General features: G+C 69.0%; 15 protein-coding genes and 1 pseudogene. 2 read left to right on the top strand and 14 right to left on the bottom strand.

What is annotated here, in order from left to right:
• Positions 1-52 precede the first annotated feature (52 nt).
• The 13 genes and pseudogenes from IE263_RS44470 to IE263_RS50255 form a co-directional block, all read right to left on the bottom strand.
• Entirely contained in the window at positions 53-685 is a 633-nt protein-coding gene (locus tag IE263_RS44470; protein ID WP_189943842.1) for a CoA transferase subunit B, read from the bottom strand.
• 6 nt (positions 686-691) lie between these two features.
• Positions 692-1,489 (bottom strand): CoA transferase subunit A, encoded by a 798-nt coding sequence (locus IE263_RS44465; protein WP_189943841.1) that lies wholly within the window; start codon positions 1,487-1,489, stop codon positions 692-694.
• Positions 1,490-1,537: 48 nt separating this feature from the next.
• A pseudogene (locus tag IE263_RS44460) lies at positions 1,538-2,292 on the bottom strand (SDR family NAD(P)-dependent oxidoreductase).
• 49 nt (positions 2,293-2,341) lie between these two features.
• On the bottom strand, positions 2,342-3,919 hold the full coding sequence (locus IE263_RS44455) for an acyl--CoA ligase family protein (protein ID WP_189943840.1): 1,578 nt from the start codon (positions 3,917-3,919) through the stop codon (positions 2,342-2,344).
• 80 nt (positions 3,920-3,999) lie between these two features.
• Positions 4,000-5,028 carry a dihydrodipicolinate reductase gene (locus IE263_RS44450; RefSeq protein ID WP_189943839.1) on the bottom strand — a complete coding sequence of 343 codons (1,029 nt, stop codon included), beginning with the start codon at positions 5,026-5,028 and terminating at the stop codon, positions 4,000-4,002.
• A gap of 14 nt (positions 5,029-5,042) precedes the next feature.
• Entirely contained in the window at positions 5,043-6,548 is a 1,506-nt protein-coding gene (locus tag IE263_RS44445; RefSeq protein WP_189943838.1) for an aldehyde dehydrogenase family protein, read from the bottom strand.
• Between the two features lie 46 nt (positions 6,549-6,594).
• Positions 6,595-7,380 (bottom strand): gamma-glutamyl-gamma-aminobutyrate hydrolase family protein, encoded by a 786-nt coding sequence (locus IE263_RS44440; protein ID WP_189943837.1) that lies wholly within the window; start codon positions 7,378-7,380, stop codon positions 6,595-6,597.
• Entirely contained in the window at positions 7,380-8,486 is a 1,107-nt protein-coding gene (locus IE263_RS44435; RefSeq protein ID WP_189943836.1) for a Zn-dependent alcohol dehydrogenase, read from the bottom strand. The genes IE263_RS44440 and IE263_RS44435 overlap by 1 nt, the downstream gene beginning before the upstream one ends.
• A complete protein-coding gene (locus IE263_RS44430; protein WP_189943835.1) occupies positions 8,486-9,850 on the bottom strand; it encodes a glutamine synthetase family protein in 1,365 nt (454 codons plus the stop codon). Before IE263_RS44430 ends, IE263_RS44435 begins: the two co-directional genes overlap by 1 nt.
• A 1-nt stretch (position 9,851) precedes the next feature.
• The gene (locus tag IE263_RS44425) at positions 9,852-10,478 is read right to left on the bottom strand and encodes a hypothetical protein (RefSeq protein WP_189943834.1); all 627 of its coding nucleotides are present in this window, start codon (positions 10,476-10,478) and stop codon (positions 9,852-9,854) included.
• A 49-nt stretch (positions 10,479-10,527) separates the two neighbouring features.
• Positions 10,528-12,126: a flavin-containing monooxygenase gene (locus IE263_RS44420; protein WP_189943833.1), complete on the bottom strand. Its 1,599-nt coding sequence runs from the start codon at positions 12,124-12,126 to the stop codon at positions 10,528-10,530.
• 55 nt (positions 12,127-12,181) lie between these two features.
• Complete coding sequence (locus IE263_RS44415) at positions 12,182-13,048, bottom strand: phytanoyl-CoA dioxygenase family protein (protein WP_189943832.1); 867 nt, start codon at positions 13,046-13,048, stop codon at positions 12,182-12,184.
• Positions 13,049-13,245: 197 nt separating this feature from the next.
• The gene (locus tag IE263_RS50255) at positions 13,246-13,989 is read right to left on the bottom strand and encodes a 3-hydroxyacyl-CoA dehydrogenase NAD-binding domain-containing protein (RefSeq protein WP_373312284.1); all 744 of its coding nucleotides are present in this window, start codon (positions 13,987-13,989) and stop codon (positions 13,246-13,248) included.
• Positions 13,990-14,280: 291 nt separating this feature from the next.
• On the opposite strand from IE263_RS50255, the gene IE263_RS44405 reads away from it, so the two are divergent.
• Entirely contained in the window at positions 14,281-14,877 is a 597-nt protein-coding gene (locus IE263_RS44405; RefSeq protein WP_189943831.1) for a TetR/AcrR family transcriptional regulator, read from the top strand.
• A gap of 15 nt (positions 14,878-14,892) precedes the next feature.
• On the opposite strand, the gene IE263_RS44400 is transcribed toward IE263_RS44405, so the two are convergent.
• On the bottom strand, positions 14,893-15,480 hold the full coding sequence (locus tag IE263_RS44400) for a TetR/AcrR family transcriptional regulator (protein ID WP_189943830.1): 588 nt from the start codon (positions 15,478-15,480) through the stop codon (positions 14,893-14,895).
• A 152-nt stretch (positions 15,481-15,632) separates the two neighbouring features.
• Between IE263_RS44400 and IE263_RS44395 the strand changes: the two genes are divergently transcribed.
• On the top strand, positions 15,633-16,379 hold the full coding sequence (locus IE263_RS44395) for an acyl-CoA dehydrogenase family protein (protein ID WP_373312283.1): 747 nt from the start codon (positions 15,633-15,635) through the stop codon (positions 16,377-16,379).
• Positions 16,380-16,388 lie beyond the last annotated feature (9 nt).

The following is a 16,388-nucleotide window of genomic DNA, read 5'->3' as shown; positions in this document are numbered from 1 at the left end:
CCGCACCTGCGGTGCTGCCTGGTCGGGGATCATTGCGCAGGACGTGTCCCGGCTACGGGCTGAGCAGGTTGGCGCCGGTGGCTTTACGGACCTCGTCGGCGCTGACCCCGGGTGCCGTCTCACGGAGCACAAGGCCCTCACCAGTGACGTCGATGACGGCGAGGTCCGTGATGATCTGCTGCACGCAGCCCTTGCCGGTCAGCGGCAGGGTGCACTCGGGAACAATCTTGGGGCTGCCGTCCTTCGCTGTGTGCTCCATCATCACGATGACCCTCTTCGCCCCGTGGACCAGGTCCATGGCACCGCCCATGCCCTTGATCATCTTTCCGGGGATGGTCCAGTTCGCCAGATCCCCGTTGGCGGCCACCTGCATCGCGCCCAGGACCGCGACATCGATGTGGCCCCCGCGGATCATGCCGAAGGAGGAGGCCGAGTCGAAGAAGGACGCTCCCGGCAGGACAGTCACCGTTTCCTTGCCGGCATTGATCAGGTCCTCATCCACCTCGTCCTCATATGGATAAGGGCCCACGCCCAGGATGCCGTTCTCGGACTGCAGCACCAGGTGCACCCCGTTCCGCACGTAGTTGGGGACGAGAGTCGGCAGACCGATGCCCAGATTCACGTACTGCCCGTCGGCCAATTCGTGCGCGACTCGCGCCGCCAGTTCAACTCGCGACAACGCCATTGCAGTTCAACCTTCCATCGGCTGGTGACCGGGGCCGGATACGGGGGAGGCGGCGGCTCGCTCCCGGACGGTGCGCTTTTCTATTCCCTTGCCTGCTGTGCCGACCTCGACGACGCGCTGTACGAACACGCCGGGTGTGTGCACCTGCTCCGGATCGAGTTCGCCCGGCTCGACCAACTCCTCGACCTCAGCGATCGTGATCCGGCCGGCCATGGCGCACAGCGGGTTGAAGTTCCTGGCCGAGGCGTTGAAGACCAGGTTGCCGTGCCGATCACCCTTGGCCGCACGTACCAGCGCGAAATCGGTGACGATCCCCTCTTCCAGCACGTACTCCTGGCCGCGGAACCCCCGAGTCTCCTTCGCCGGCGACGCCACCGCCACCGAGCCGTCGGCGTTGTAGCGCCACGGGAGACCGCCATCAGCGACCAGAGTGCCTACTCCCGCCGGGGTGTAGAACGCCGGAATCCCTGAACCTCCCGCTCGTAGCCGCTCGGCCAACGTGCCCTGCGGCGTCAGCTCGACCTCCAGCTCACCGGCCAGATACTGACGTGCGAACTCCTTGTTCTCGCCGACATAGGACGACACGGTGCGGCGGATCCTGCCCGCTCGGAGCAGGACGCCCAGTCCAGCCCCGTCAACGCCACAGTTGTTGGACACCGTTTCGAGATCGGTCGCGCCGACCGCGAACAATGCGTCGATCAGTACCCGCGGTATGCCGCACAGCCCGAACCCGCCGACCGCCACCGAGGAACCTGACCGTATGTCGGCCACCGCCTCAGCTGCGGAACCGATCGTCTTGTCCATATCTACGCCTTCCTCTCGCCTTCGTGATCCGGCCTTTCAAGGGCTGACTCATCTCGCGCTCCAGCCGCCGTCGAGGGTGAAGCTGCTGCCGTTGGCCATTCCGGCTTTCTCACCGCAGAGCCAGAGGACCAGGTCGGCGACCTCTGTCGGCTCGGCGAGCCGTTTCACGGCACTCTCTCCGAGGAAGATGCTCTCCACGACCTCGTTCTCGCTGATGCCGTGCGCCTGCGCCTGGTCGGCGATCTGCTTGTCGACGAGAGGAGTCCGCACGTAGCCCGGGCTCACACAGGTGCTCGTCACGCCGCGACCGCCGCCCTCGAGGGCGATCACCTTGGACAGACCCTCCAGCCCGTGCTTGGCAGCGACGTACGCCGACTTGAACGGTGAGGCCCGGAGACCGTGCACGGAGGTGATGTTGACGATCCGTCCGAAACTTGACTCGTACATGTACGGCAAGCCGCCCGCGTCAGCAGGAAGGGCGCCTCCAGCATCAGCGTGAGCATCCGCCGGAACGTCTCGGGCGGGAAGTCCTCGATCGGGGAGATGTGCTGGAACCCGGCGTTGTTGACGAGGATGTCGTAGTCCAGGGAGAGGCTGTCGAGCGCTCCCGTCTCGGTGAGGTCCAGGACCCACGGCTCTCCGCCGATCTCCTCGGCGATACCGGCAGCCGACCGCGAGTCCACATCGGCAACGGTCACCTTCGCGTCGGCACCTGCCAACGCTCTGCCGACGGCGGCACCGATACCGCTTCCCGCGCCGGTGACAAGCGCACGTCGGTCTTTCAGCAAAGTTCTGGCCTCCATAGCTGATGCGCTGCGGTCGGAATCCCGTCGGACGAGGAGTCCGCACCGTTCAGCCGGCCCTGTTGACCGACTGTCCGGCAGTGGCCCAGGCTCGGTCCCGCAGGACGAACTTCTGGATCTTGCCGGTTGACGTCTTGGGGAGCGTGCCGAACACGACGTACTTCGGCGCCTTGAAACGGGCGAGCCGGTTCTTGACGTGCTCGATGAGTTCGGCCTGCGTGGCCGCCTTGCCGGCGTGCAGGGTGACGTAGGCGGCGGGGACCTCGCCCCAGCGTTCGTCCGGGACAGCGATCACCGCGGCCTCCAGGACGGCCGGATGCTCACAGAGGGCCTGTTCCACCTCGACGCTGGCGATGTTCTCGCCGCCGGAGATGATGACGTCCTTGCTGCGGTCCCGCAGCTCGATGTATCCGTCGGGGTGGATCACCCCGAGGTCGCCGGTGCGGAACCAGCCGTCGGGGGAGGCCTTTTCGGTTGCGGCCGGGTCCTTGAAGTAGCCGAGCATGACGTTGTTGCCGCGCAGCGCGATCTCTCCCACCGACGCGCCGTCGCGCGGGACGTCGGCGCCGTTCGCCGCGACGACGCGGACCGCGCAGGAGATCATGTTCCCCACGCCCTGCCGGGCCTTCAGCCGGGCCTGCTGGTGGGTGTCGAGCCCGTTCCACTCGGGACGCCAGTCGCAGATCATCGCCGGACCAAACGTCTCCGTGAGCCCGTACAAGTGGGTGACGTCGAAGCCCAGCTCCGCCATCCGCCGCAGGATCGCCGGACTGGGCGGGGCCCCGCCGGTGGCTATCCGCACGGCCGGGGTGACGGGGGCTGCCTCCGGTGCGTACGCGATCATCGACAGCACGGTCGGGGCCCCGTTGAGATGGGTGACGCCCTCGTCGCGGATGAGCCGCCAGATCTCGGCCGGGTCGACCTTCGACAGGCACACGTGGGTGGCCGCCGCGGCGGTCACCGCCCAGGGGAAGCACCAGCCGTTGCAGTGGAACATCGGAAGTGTCCACAAGTGCACGGCCGTTGGCGACAGCCCTGTGTGACCCACCATGGCCAGCGCCTGCAGGTAGGCGCCGCGATGGTGGTACATGACGCCCTTGGGCCTGCCGGTCGTGCCGGAGGTGTAGTTGACCGCCAGCAGGGCCCGCTCGTCCTGCGGGGTGATCGCGTGCGGGACGGCGTCGGCGAGCAGCGACTCGTACGTTCCGTTGTCGCCCTCGCCCGCCCTGATTCGTACCGGCGGCGCGGTGAGTAGCGCGAGGGCGGCGTCGACGAGGTCGTCGAAGGCCGGGTCGTGGATCAGCACCGCCGCCTCGGAGTGCTCCAGGATGTACGCGATCTCCCGGGCGGACAGCCGGGTGTTCACCGCGACGAGCGGCACCCCGGCCCAGGGCACGCCGAAGTGGGCCTCCAGCAGGACATGGGTGTTCGGCGCCAGCACGGCCACCGGGCGCCCGCCGGCCAGCGGGGTGAGCGCTCCGGCCAGGCGACGGCACCGGTCGTGCAGTTGCGCGTACGTCCACCGCTGGTCGCCGTCCACCACCGCGAGTCGGTCGCCGTGTGCGGCGGCCGCACGGTCCAGGTAGGAAACGGGTGTGAGCGGTTCGAACGACAGGTCACCGGGCATCGGGTGAACCTCCTCTCGTATTCACGGTGCGGCGGATCCCGGTCCCGTCCGGGAGTGACCACAGATCGGAGATCGGCTTCTCAGCGGCGCCAGGCGCCCTTGCTGGCAAGGGCGGCGACGGGAAGGTCGGCCATGGTCCGCAAGCCCGGCGCGGCCCCGACGGCAGCGACCACGGCGTTGCTCGCCACGGCCACGGTGGACAGGAAGCTCTCGTATCCGCCCGGCACCCTGACCTCGAGGGTCTGCTCGTCGCCTTCGATGACGCAGGCGTCGCCGTCCTCCATGGGGTCGCCGGGCTGGAAGAGCCCGAAGTGGATGCCGAGTTCGATGACGGCCTCACCGCCGCTCAGCCCACGTGCGCCGTGCAGCACGGCGGCCACCGTCCCCGGCTCGATCCGGATGTGCTCGCCGCTCCGTGGCTCGGCGGCCAGCAGCGCGGGGCGGGGCGCATCGACGACGATCTCATCCAGGTCCCGGCCGAGACCGGCCGCCAGCGCCGCCACCGACTGCTCGAAGCCGACATGCCCGATCACCCGGCCGGCGCCCTGCTCGGCCGCGAAGCGCTCCTCGGTCAGGCCCAGACCGAATTTCGTCAGGATGGCGCCGTAGCGCGACATGTCGGCGGTGCGCCGAATCCGCACCCGCCGCACCCGCTGGGTCAGGCTGCTCAGCAGCAGCGGCAGGGTGTCCATGATCATGCCCGGGTTGCAGCCGGTGCCGAGCACCGCGACCCCGTGCTCCACCGCGAGCTTGTCGAGCCGGCCGGAGACCTCGGGATGGCTGAGGAACGGATGACCGAGTTCCTCGCAGATGCTCACCACGTTCACCCCCCGCCGCACCAGCGCCGACAGCACCGGCTCGACAGCGTCCAGCATCGAGGTGGTGGCAACCATCGCGACATCGGCCAAGGGCAGTACGTCGGGGTCCGCGACGACGGCGGTCCCGGACGGCGTGCCGCCCAGCAACTCTCCGAGATCGCGGCCGACCCGCTCCGGGGAGATGTCCGCCGCCCCGACCAGCGTGCAGTCCCTGCGGCCCGCCAGCGCCCGCCCGATCGCCAGGCCCGTGGCTCCCAGCCCTACCAGAGCAATGCGCGTGGTGTCCGTCATGTGTCCGCCTTTCATCATGTGAGAGCGATCCAGGTGGTCTTCAGGGCGGTGAACTTCTCCAGGCCGTGGACGCTCTTGTCGGAGCCGTGGCCGGAGAGTTTGCGCCCGCCGAAGGGCACGGACGAGTCGCCCTCCTCGAAGCAGTTGACCCACACCACGCCCGCCTCGATGGCACGGGACATGCGGTGGGCGCGGGCGAGGTCGGCGGTCCACACTGAGGAACCGAGGCCGTAGTCCGAGTTGTTCGCGATCCGGACGGCCGACTCCTCGTCGGAGAAGGTGAGTACGGACAGCACCGGCCCGAAGATCTCGTGCTGGGCGAGCCGGCTGTCGGGGTCGACGTCCACGAACACGGCCGGGTCCACGTACCAGCCGGGGCCGGTGCGCGGACTGTCGGAGCCGTGGACCAGCTTGGCCCCGCTGCTGATGCCCGAGGTGACTTCGGCGAGGACCTCGCGGCGGTGCCGTTCGCTGGAGAGCGGGCCGAACTGGGTCGCCGGGTCGAGCGGGTCGCCGATGCGAAGTGCTGCCAGGTGCTCGACCACGCCCGCGACGACGGTGTCCCGGACCGACTCGTGGACGATCAGCCGAGATCCTGCGGTGCACATCTGGCCGGAGTTGAAGTGGATCGCCCAGGCGGCCGTCTCGATGGCCTTCGCCATGTCCGGCGCGTCCGGAAAGATGATGTTCGGCGACTTCCCGCCGAGCTCCAGCCACACCGGCTTGGCGTTGGACTCGGCCGCGTACCCCAGCAGTTGCTTGCCGACGTCGGTGGAGCCGGTGAACGTCAGGGTCGCGACGTCGGGGTGCCGCCCCAGCGCGGCGCCGGTCACCGACCCGCTGCCGGTGACGATCTGGAACACCCCGGCCGGCACACCGGCCTGGTGCGCCAGTTCGGCTGCCCGCAGCATGGACAGCGGCGACTGGCTGGCAGGCTTGAGCACGACGCTGTTGCCCGCGACCAGCGCGGCGGGCACCTTGAAGGTCGACAGTGTCATGGGGAAGTTCCACGGGGTGATCGCGGCGATCACCCCGAGGGGTTCCCGGGTGACCAGGGCCACCGCCTCGCCACGGCCCCGCGGTGACTCGTCCATCAGCTTGTCGGCGAGTTCGCCGTACCACCGGATGAGGTTGATCGTGGTGCGCAGTTCCACGGACCGGGCCGTGACGACCGGCTTGCCCATCTCCATGGCCACCAGGAGCGCGAGTTCGTCCCGGTGCCGGTCCAGCAGATCGGCCCAGCGGATCAGGATCTCGCCCCGCTCACGGGGCTCGAGCCCCGCCCAGCGGCGGTCCAGGAAGGCCTGCCGGGCACCCCGGACTGCTCGGTCGACATCGCCTTCGTCGGCGGCCGGAAGGTGTACGAGAACCGAGCCGTCACGTGGCGTGACCAGCGGCAGGGTGGCTCCGCCCCGGGCCTGCGCCCACTCACCGTCCACCCACATGGCCGCCGGAAGGCGGGTGGATTCCAGCAGGTCCAGCCAGTCCTGCCGCGTCGTCGGGGTCGGAGTCCGCGTCATGATCAACACCATTCTCTGGTCGGCGGGGGTTTCGTTTGCTGTCCGGTCAGCGGGGCTGTCCGGTGGAGACCGACTGCCCGGCGCGCCGCTGGAGCGCCTGCCCGGCGGCGTCGACCAGCCAGCCGAAGACCGGGTCCGGCGTCTGCTGCCACTCGGGGTGCCACTGCACACCGAGTACGGGAAAGCCGGGCATCTCGGTGCACTCGACGACGCCGTCGGCGGCGCGTCCGGACACCGCCAGCCCGTTTCCGCAGACCTCGACGGCCTGGTGGTGCCAGGAGTTGACCTGCGCGAGGGAGCCGTAGATCGACGCGGCCAGCGAGCCGGGGGAGAACCGCACGACGTGGTCGCCGGCCCCGTCGGTGAGGGCTGCCTGCCGCGAGTAGTGCTCGACGACGCTCGGGGGTATGTCGGCGACGAGCCGCCCGCCGAAGGCGACGTTGAGCAGTTGGTGGCCCCGGCACACCCCGAGCACGGGCACACTCGCGGCGACCGCGCCGTGGATCAGCAGGGCCTCGTAGGCGTCCCGCTCGATGTCGTGGGCCATGCTGTTCAGCCGCGGGTCCGCGCCGGTTGCCTCCCCCGCGTCGCCGCCCCAGCGGTTGGGATGGATGTCCTGGCCGCCGGTGACGAGCAGGCCGTCCAGGCGGCGCATCGTCTCGATGGACCCCGCCTCGAAGGGCAGGTGCACCGGGATGCCGCCCGCTTCGGCGATACAGCGGGCGTAGTCGGAGAAGTACTGGTCGACATGACGGCCGGCGTATCTGGCGTCCATGCCGCTGAGCAGGCTCGCGCTCAGCCGGCGGCCGGTGATACCGATGAGGGGTCGCATCAGACCTCCCCGATGTCGGCGACCACGCGGGTCGCCCGTCCTTGGGCGAGCAGCTCGAAGCCCTCGTTGATCCCGGCGAGCGTGACGTGCTCGGACACCATGTCGTCAAGCAGCAGCCGGCCCTGGAGATAGAGGTCGACGTAGCGCGGGATATCCGTCTTGAACTGGTTCGAGCCCATGAAGGAGCCCTGCAGGCGCTTCTCCTGAAGGAACAGTTCCGGCCCGCTGACCCGGATCGGCGTGTGCTCCGGCACCATGCCGACGACCGTGGCGAGTCCGCCAGGGCGCAGCATCGCGAAGGCCTGCTCCACCGTCGTACTCCGCCCGACCACCTCGAAGGCGAAGTCGGCGCCGCCGCCGGTGATTTCGCGTACGGCCTCGACCGGGTCGGACTCGCCCGCGTGCAGGGCGTGCGTGGCGCCGAACCGCTCGGCTGCCTTGAGCTTCTCCGGGATCAGGTCCACGGCGATGATCTGCGTCGCGCCCGCGATCCTGGCGCCCTGGATGGCGGCCGTGCCGATCCCGCCGGTGCCGATCACCACCACGCTGCTGCCCGGCTCCACGCGGGCGCCGCGGAAGACCGCGCCCAGCCCCGTGGTCACCGCGCAGCCGAGGATGCTTGCCGGGGCCATCGGCATGTCGGAAGGGATCCGTACGAGGGCGTTCTGATGGACCACCATCGCCTGGGCGAAGGCGCCGATCCCCGCCGTCGGCCGCACCGGGCGCCCGGCGGCGTTCACCAGCCGGGGACCGGGCCGCTGGTGGGAGAGCCGGGACCGGTTCTCGCACAGCGTGAGGCGGCCGCCGGTGCAGTAGCGGCATCGGCCGCAGAAGACCGACAGACAGGTGACGACGTGGTCGCCGACCCGCAGCCCCACCACATCGGCCCCCGCCGCCTCCACCACACCCGATGCCTCGTGACCGAGCACGATCGGCGGTTCTGACGCGAAGGTTCCGTCGATCTCGTGCAGGTCCGAGTGGCACAGGCCTGCGCTGACCACCCGTACTAGGACCTCGTCCGGTCCCGGCACATCGAGCCTCAGCTTCTCGATCTCCAGCCGGCCGGGCGCGGCGTTCAGTACCGCCGCGTCGACGAGCGCCGTCATCACGGCAGCTCGAAGTAGCGGTTGGACTCCCACGTGGTGAGGTCGGCGTCGGGGTCGCCGCCTGTGGTGTGGAACTGCAGCCACTCCCAGCGCCTGGTGCCCAGCCAGTAGTCGACGAGATCCTGACCCAGCACGCCCGCCAGCAGCTCGTCGGCTTCCAGCGCGGCGGCGGCCTTGCTGATGCTGTCCGGGATCCTCGCCGTCCCCGGGGGCAGGCACCAGGCCATCTGCTCGAACGGTGCCGGCGGGTCGATCTTGCCCTCCAGGCCGGCCAGACCGCCGGCCAGCACCGCCGCGAGTACGAGGTAGATGTTCGCGTCCGCGCCCGGGGTCCGGTACTCCAGCCGGGAGTACTTCGGGTGACCGGTCACGGCGCGGACGGCCGCGCTCTTGTTGGCGATACCCCAGGTGACCGTGGTCGGGGGGCCGTCGAGGTCGACCAGGCGGCGGTAGGAGGTGATCTGCGGCAGCGCGAAGGATGTCGCTCCCGGCAGCGTGGCCATGACGCCACCGAGGAAGTGGGTCATGACCTTCGAGGGGCCGGACTCCTCGTAGAAGACGTTCTGTCCGTCCTGCTCCAGGGATACGTTGACGTGTGACGCCTGCCCGTAGCCGGCCGTCGGCTTGGCCATGAAGGTGACGCAGTGGTCCAGTCCGAACGCCACTTCGCGCATAACCTGCCGGGTGCGGGCCCAGGAGTCGGCGACGGTCACGGGGTCGGCCGGGGCGAGGTTGAGCTCGATCTGACCTGCGGCGGCCTCGTCGTTCCACGCCTCCCAGTCGATGCCGAGCTCGTCCAGCCGGCGGGCGACCGCCGACATGTAGTCGTCCCAGTCCTTGGACTTGGCGAGGTGGTACGCCGATCCCGCGGCCCCGCCCAGCGGGGTCAGGTCCTGGTAGTTCTTCCGGCGGGCCTCGTGGATGGACTCCTCGAAGACCGTGGCCTCGATCTCGATCGCCACCTTGGCCCGGTAGCCCAGGCCGTCCAGCCGGTCCGTCAGGCGGCGCAGGGTGTTGCGCGGACAGGCCGGGAGCGGCTGCCCCTCCTTGTCCCGGAAATCGCCGAGGACGGCCGCGCGCCCCGGAGCCCATTCGACGATGGTCGAGGGGTCCAGGTGCAGCAGGATGTCGGGCAGGTCGCCACGCCAGGACGGCATGGCGAAACCGAACTGCGGGACGTTGCCCAGGTCGAGGCCGAAGGCCACGTCGGCGAACGCGAAGCCGGACGTCAGGCCGGACTCCAGCTTGCGCGGCGAGACGTTCTTCCCGATGAACGCCCCTTCGAGGTTGGTGCCCTCGACCCTGACGGAGGTGATGTTCCGCTCGCGGAGCCAGTTACCGATGTTCTCAGGCGTGTCAAGCATGTCAGGCACGGAACCTCACCTTCAGGGACGCGCCGGCCATCACGGACAGCTGGGGAAGGGTGCCGCGGATGGACACGGCTCCGGTGAAGACCGCGTCGAGGAAGGTATCGGTCCCCGTGAACACCCGGGCGAGCGTGTGGGAAGGGCCGCTGATCACGTAACGCGGCAGACCGTCACCGAGTACGTACTCGCTCTGCTCGTCCTCGCAGGTGACCACGAGTTGCCCGGGCATCCCCGGATCCGAGCCGGTGAACTCCCAGAAGCCGGTGGCGGCGTCCCGCCACGGTGGCAGCGGCGGTTCCAGCACGCTGTGCACGGCGTCGGCCAGGGGCGCCGTCGGTTCGGATCCCCGTACCTCGACGATGGTGAAGCGGTCCGCGAGATCCACGATGAGCACGAGATCGCGATCGGCGGCGGCCCCGTGGTCGACCCTGGACTCGCCGTCGGCGAAGCGGATCGTCACCGCCTGGGGGTCGTCCTTCGACCGCACGACGACGGTGCCGCTCAGGCCCCGCAGCACCGGCAGCAGCTCCGGGACACGGGCGCTGGCACGAAGCGTCCGTGCGACCGACAGCACCAGCGGAGTGGGATCGTCCTCGGTTACGACAGAGACAGCCGATCGGGTCATGGCCGGCACTTCCTGTTCATGGTCAACTGGTCAACTCACTCGGGGGGTTTCAGGCGGCCGGAATCGTCGTCGCGGACGCGGCAGCGGCGGTGCGGGAAAAGATCGGCGCCCGGGTGACGAGGTGATAGCTCTTCGGGTCGAAGCGCCGGGTGCGCCACCAGTACTCGGCGTTCGTGCCCGGCCACAGGGTGTCGATCCGGCCGCCCTCGCCCTGGTACCAGCCCTCGCAGCCGGAGCCGTAGACGCTCCCGGACAGCCGGCTCTGCGTCTTCCAGTACGAGCGGCGCTGCACGTCGAGCCGTACGTCCAGCGCGGACAGCCCGCGCCGGCGCATCAGCTCCAGCGCGCCGGTGATGTACCGGACCTGGCACTCGATCATGAAGGCGTACGATCCCGCGCCGATCGCGGTGTTGGGCCCGGAGATCAAGAAGAGGTTCGGGTAGCCGGAGACGGTGATACCCAGGTGGGTCTGGGCGCCGTCCGACCACGCGTCGTGGAGTTCGGTCCCGCCGGTGCCGAAGACCTTCATCGGCATGAAGCCCTCGACCGCGAAGCCGGTATTGAAGACGATGGTGTCGACCGGCCGCTCCACGCCGTCCGGACCGACCACCGAGCGGGGCCGCACTTCGGTCAGCGCGCTGGGGATCAGCTCCACGTTCTCCCGCAGCAGCGCCGGGTACCAGTCGTCGGACATGATGCGCCGCTTGCACCCGACGCTGTAGTCAGGGGTGACCGCCCGGCGCAGCTCCGGGTCCGGGATCGAACGCTCGATGAAGTCCTCGGCGTACCGCTGCTGCTTGCCGACCGTCTCGTTCTGCTTCTCGAAGGCGTACGCCACCTTGTCGTTGCCCCAGAAGCGGCGCCAGCGCTGCGCCTTGAGCACGAACGGCACGTGCCGGTAGACCGCCGCCTCGATCCGGCCGATCGGCCGGTCGTCGCGCGGGAACACCCAGGGCGCGGAGCGCTGGTAGACGTAAACCTGCTCCGCGTCCCGGGCGATGCACGGCACGAGCTGTGCGGCGCTCGCACCGCTGCCGATGGCGGCGATACGGCGCCCCGAGGCGTCGAAGGAGGCGTCCCACTCGGCCGAGTGCAGTACCTGGCCCTCGAACTGGTCCAGGCCGGGGATGCTGGGGATGGCCGGTGTGCTGAGGTGCCCGGTCGCGTTGACGACGACGTTCGCGGTGTACGTCGCGCCCGAGCGGGTGGAGATCTGCCACAGCTGCTCGTTCTCGGCGTACCGCATCTCCGTGACGTCGGTGCCGAACCTGATGTGGCGGCGGATGCCGTACTTCTCCGACAGGCCGATCAGGTACCGCTGAAGCTCGGCGCCGCCGGCGTACAGGCGGGACCAGCCGGGGTTCGGCTCGAAGGACAGCGAGTACTGGAGGATTGACGTGTCGACGGCGATCCCGGGGTAGGTGTTCGCCCGCCAGGTACCGCCGACCTCCTCGGCACGCTCAAGGACAGCCAGGGAGTCGACCCCTATCCCCTTGAGCTTGATCGCGGCACAGATCCCGCCCATCCCGGAGCCGATGACGACGACCGCGTAGTGGCCGCCCGGCGCGGGGTCGGTGTGCCGGCTCCGGCTCTGGCCGGGTACCGAGCCCGGTCGGCCCGGTTGCGCCGTCGCGCGAGCGAGATCCATGTGTCTGTTCCTCTCAGTGTCCGAGCGGGGCAGGCTTTTGCCGTCGGGGGGCCGGTCAGAGCTTCAGGTACTCGGCCAGCTCGACGTAGTCGACCTGCCACAGGCCCGGGCAGCCCTTGGGGTACTGGGACCGGAAGCCGATCAGGCCCTGCACCCGCTCAGGCAGCGACCGGACGAGCTCGTGGTCGACGATGAAGGGGTACGCCTCCTCCGGGGTGAGGTAGCTGGGCTGGAAGGCCCAGGCCACACCGCGCCGGTAGAAGTCCGTCGTCCGGTTCTGGCCGCCGCCGTGGACGACCTTGCCGTTGATGAACAGCACGTCGCCGCTCTTCATCTCGGCGGGGATCGTCATCTCCGGGTTGCCGCGGTCCTCGTAGTCCGGCCAGTGGTTGCTGCCGGGGATGACGCGCGTGGCGCCGTTCTCCTCGGTGAAGTCGGTCAGCGCGACCAGAAAGTTGATCATTGCCTCGGGGCCGGCCGGCCCCATGCCGATGAACGGGTGGTAGTTCTCCAGATCACGGTGGAGCGGCTGCGCCTTGTTCCCCGGCCCGATCTCGATCACCTGCGCGGTGTTCATCCAGTACGCCCCGGACTCTTCCAGGAAGACCGCGTCCGCCAGGGCGGCGACGATCTCGTGGTTGAGGATCTCCTCGCGGAAGGTCTTGCTCAGCATGACGAGGTTGGTGAGCCGCTTGGTGTTCTTGCCGTGGAAGTCGGCGATGCCCTCGTCACCGGGGTTCTTGGCGCCTGGCTCCAGGGCGTGCATCGCCGGGTCGATCTCGGCGTTGAAGCGGCGGACCTGGTCCTGGGACAACAGCTGCTGGATGATCACCCCGCCGTCCTCGGACACGATGGCCAGAATGTCGGCGACCGGAGTCGCTGCCGGGACGGAGCGCAGTTTCACGTTCGTGCTGGTGGTCATCTCGTACCCCTTGTGCATACCGGGTGGGCGGTGGGAGGGACGTGCGGGGAGGCTCGGATACCGGCTGACGGGGTGCCGGCGTGCGACAAGGAGGTCGGGCGAGCCATTTTTGGTCGTAAGACCAAGTCCGATGACCACATCGTGAAGCCGGTATGAACTGATGTCAACGGTCGACGTGGCGGAAATTCGAGAGCGTCCTAGCCCCGTAACCTGGGGTACCAGTGGATCCAGGAGGGGCTGGGCGAAGCGCCGGGCCCGGGTGACACTCTTCGGTTGCGACGCTCCACCTCCGCTTCAACCAGCCAACTAGCGGAAAAGTTGGTCACTTGATCTAGAGGGAATCGAACTTGATAGGGACTTCGCGGGAGGTGGCTGTGATGGCCCTGTCGGCGGCGAGTCGGGCGAACGCAACATTCGACTGGTAACACAACGTTTACCGGGGGGATCCACGTCAGGCACAGGCCCAGAAGCCCCGCCTGGTCTTGCCGCCGAGCAGGCCGGCCCGACATCGGGCCAGGAGCGGCGGAGGTGCGCAGCCACGCACCTTCCCATGTCGATGTCCTCGGTCGTGGCGATACCCGACTCGATCTTCCTGGTCGCGCACAGCAGGAACGAGACCCCGGAGCCGGTTCAGAGGTGGCGACGGCGGGCTTCATGATCGGAATGGACGATGCGCTGGAGGCGAGCACCGCTCGCGGCGAGTGGGCGATCGCGTCCAGCCGCTGGAAGGGACAGACCTTCGCGGTCTCGTCCTCGGCGGTCGTCTCAACCAGCAGATCGCGATCGGCAGCTCCGTCCAAGCGTGTGACGCCCCTGATCCGTGCCCATCGGACAAGCGGCCCGGTCGCCGCCACCCACGCCGACGGCCCGCGACGCCCCGGGCGACCCGTGTCCCCTCGGTGGTGAACGCCGCGTATGTCCCCCCGGCGCCCGTGGATCATCGCACCCTTCGGTCACACGCGGGCGGCCCCCTCCAGGAAGGCCGACGGTGTCAACGGAGTGTATGAGGCTGGAGTCACGGTGACCTCGCGTCGCCGTGATGGGCAGGGGCTCAACGCAGGGAGTACCGAAACCTGGTCAACGGTCCGAGTCGGTCCGAACGGTTGGTGAAGCCGGGCCATGCGCCCCGGCAATGCACTGCTTCTGGCCAGTCGCGCGTCATGGACATGCGACTTAGTCACGATACCCTGACAGACGACACTCACCTCCGTACACGTAGATAGGGTTCTGCCATGGCGCGACTCCGAGCCACCCAGCGCCGCGAGGTCTTCATCCAGGCGGCCGTCGACGTGATCGCGGAATTCGGGGTGGACGGTGCCACCACCCGCCGGATCGCGGCGCAGGCCGGCGCGCCTCTCGCGAGCCTGCACTACTGCTTCAGCTCCAAGGAGGAGCTCTTCTTCGCGATCTACGAGCAGCAGATCGCCACGCTGGAGAACACCATCTGGCAGGTACGCGAACGAGCCGGCCTGGGCCGCACCGCGGCCAGCCTGCTCCGGCAGCTCATGGGCTACTACCAGTCTGCCGAGAAGCATGCGCACGCCCAGGCGGAGCTGTTCTTCTGGGTCCTGCGCCAGGAGGGGGAACTTGCCTCCAAGGCCTACCAGATCCATCTCGAAGTGATGATCAAGACCCTCAACAAGGGGATGCGCGACGGTGACGAGGCGAAGCTCGTGGAGCCACTGGCCCGCATGATCGCCGCCGTGAGTGACGGGCTGGTCTACCAGTGGCTGGCGTTCCGGGACCCCGACCACCTGATGGTCGACATCGACCTGGCCACCGAGGCGATGGAGCGGCTGGCCGACGGACACCGGGCCGGGCGGCCCTGACCACTGCCCCCGCGCTCACGACCGCGGGGGCGCCCCGACCATACTGAGGGCGAACTCCCCGTACTGCCAGGCCACGGTGTCCTCAGTCAGTTCGCCGTCGTCCCGGAACCAGGCGGCCACGCCCATACCGAGATCCAGGATCGCGTACGAGGCCAGCCGGGCCGACGCGACACTGAAGCACCCCGCCGCAACACCCTCCGTCACCAGGTCGCGGAATCCCGCCTCGTACTCCGCGCGGCGGGTCAGGATCTTCGTACGGTGGGGCTCGGCCAGGCTGCGGATCTCGCGATTGCCGACGAACGCCTCCTGCCGATGGCGGGCGTGGTAGCGCACGTGGGCCTCGGTGGCGCGCCGCAGCCGCTCGGTGGGATCACTGCTGCTGTCGACGGCCACCCGGTGCAGCGCCAGCAGGTTGTCCATGGTGTCCGTCATGATCTGCACGAGCAGATCCTGCTTGGACGCGACGTGCTTGTACAGGCTCGGTCCGCGGATCCCCACCGCCGCGCCGATGTCGGCCATCGTGGTCGCCCCGTAGCCGAGCCTGGTGAACAGGTCCAGCGCTGCGGCGCGGATGCCCTCGGTCCGCGATCCCGACACGGTCATCCCCGCTCACCCCTCGATTTTGTACTCCCATGCCAGTGCAGACCGGCTAGCCAAAAGTAGCAGGAGCTTCATCGGATCGAATGCCTGGCCCTTGTCATCCGGTCTGTGCCGCCTTACAGTCGGCTAACCCTCATTAGCCGACAGGAGTACTCATGACTGTCGATCTCTTCCCCGGCCCGGTCGTGGCGGAGCTCGCCGACCCCGGCGCCCGCTTCATCCGGGAGACCGTGCTCCCCGTCGAGGACCGGCACAGGGGAGTCGTCCACTCGGAGGCCGTACGAGTGGACCTCCAGTGTGCGGCGAAGGAGGCGGGGTTTTTCGCCCCCGATGTCGCGGCCGAGTACGGCGGTCACGGACTGGACATGCGGGGCCGCACCGTGGTGTTCGAGGAGGCGGGCTACTCGCTGCTCGGCCCGCTGGCGCTGAACATCGCCGCTCCCGACGGGGGCAACATGCACCTGCTGGAGGCCGTCGCGACCCCCGAGCAGAAGGAGCGCTATCTGCGCCCGCTCGCCACCGGCGAGATCCGGTCGTGCTTCGCGATGACCGAACCGGCCCCCGGTGCGGGATCGGACCCGGCCGCGCTGACCACGCGCGCCGAACGGGTTCCGGGCGGCCGGCGCATCGACGGCCGCAAGTGGTTCATCACCGGTGCCGACGGAGCGGGCTTCACGATCGTCATGGCACGGACCTCGGGTGAACCCGGCGAACGCGGGGGCGCCACCATGTTCTTCGTCGACGCCGACAATCCGGGGACGAAGACCGTCCGGCATATCGGGACACTCGACGAAAACCTCTTCGGGGGCCGGCAGTCGTCTTCCTCGCCGGCCCGGCCTCGGCGTACATCACCGGCACCACCCTCGCCGTCAACGGCGGAATGTCCTGTCACTGTCCGGTGACCCCTGAGC

Origin of the sequence: Streptomyces aurantiogriseus (assembly GCF_014649375.1) — a bacterium.
GTDB lineage: Bacteria > Actinomycetota > Actinomycetes > Streptomycetales > Streptomycetaceae > Streptomyces > Streptomyces aurantiogriseus.
This window is presented reverse-complemented; position numbering and strand designations above follow the sequence as displayed.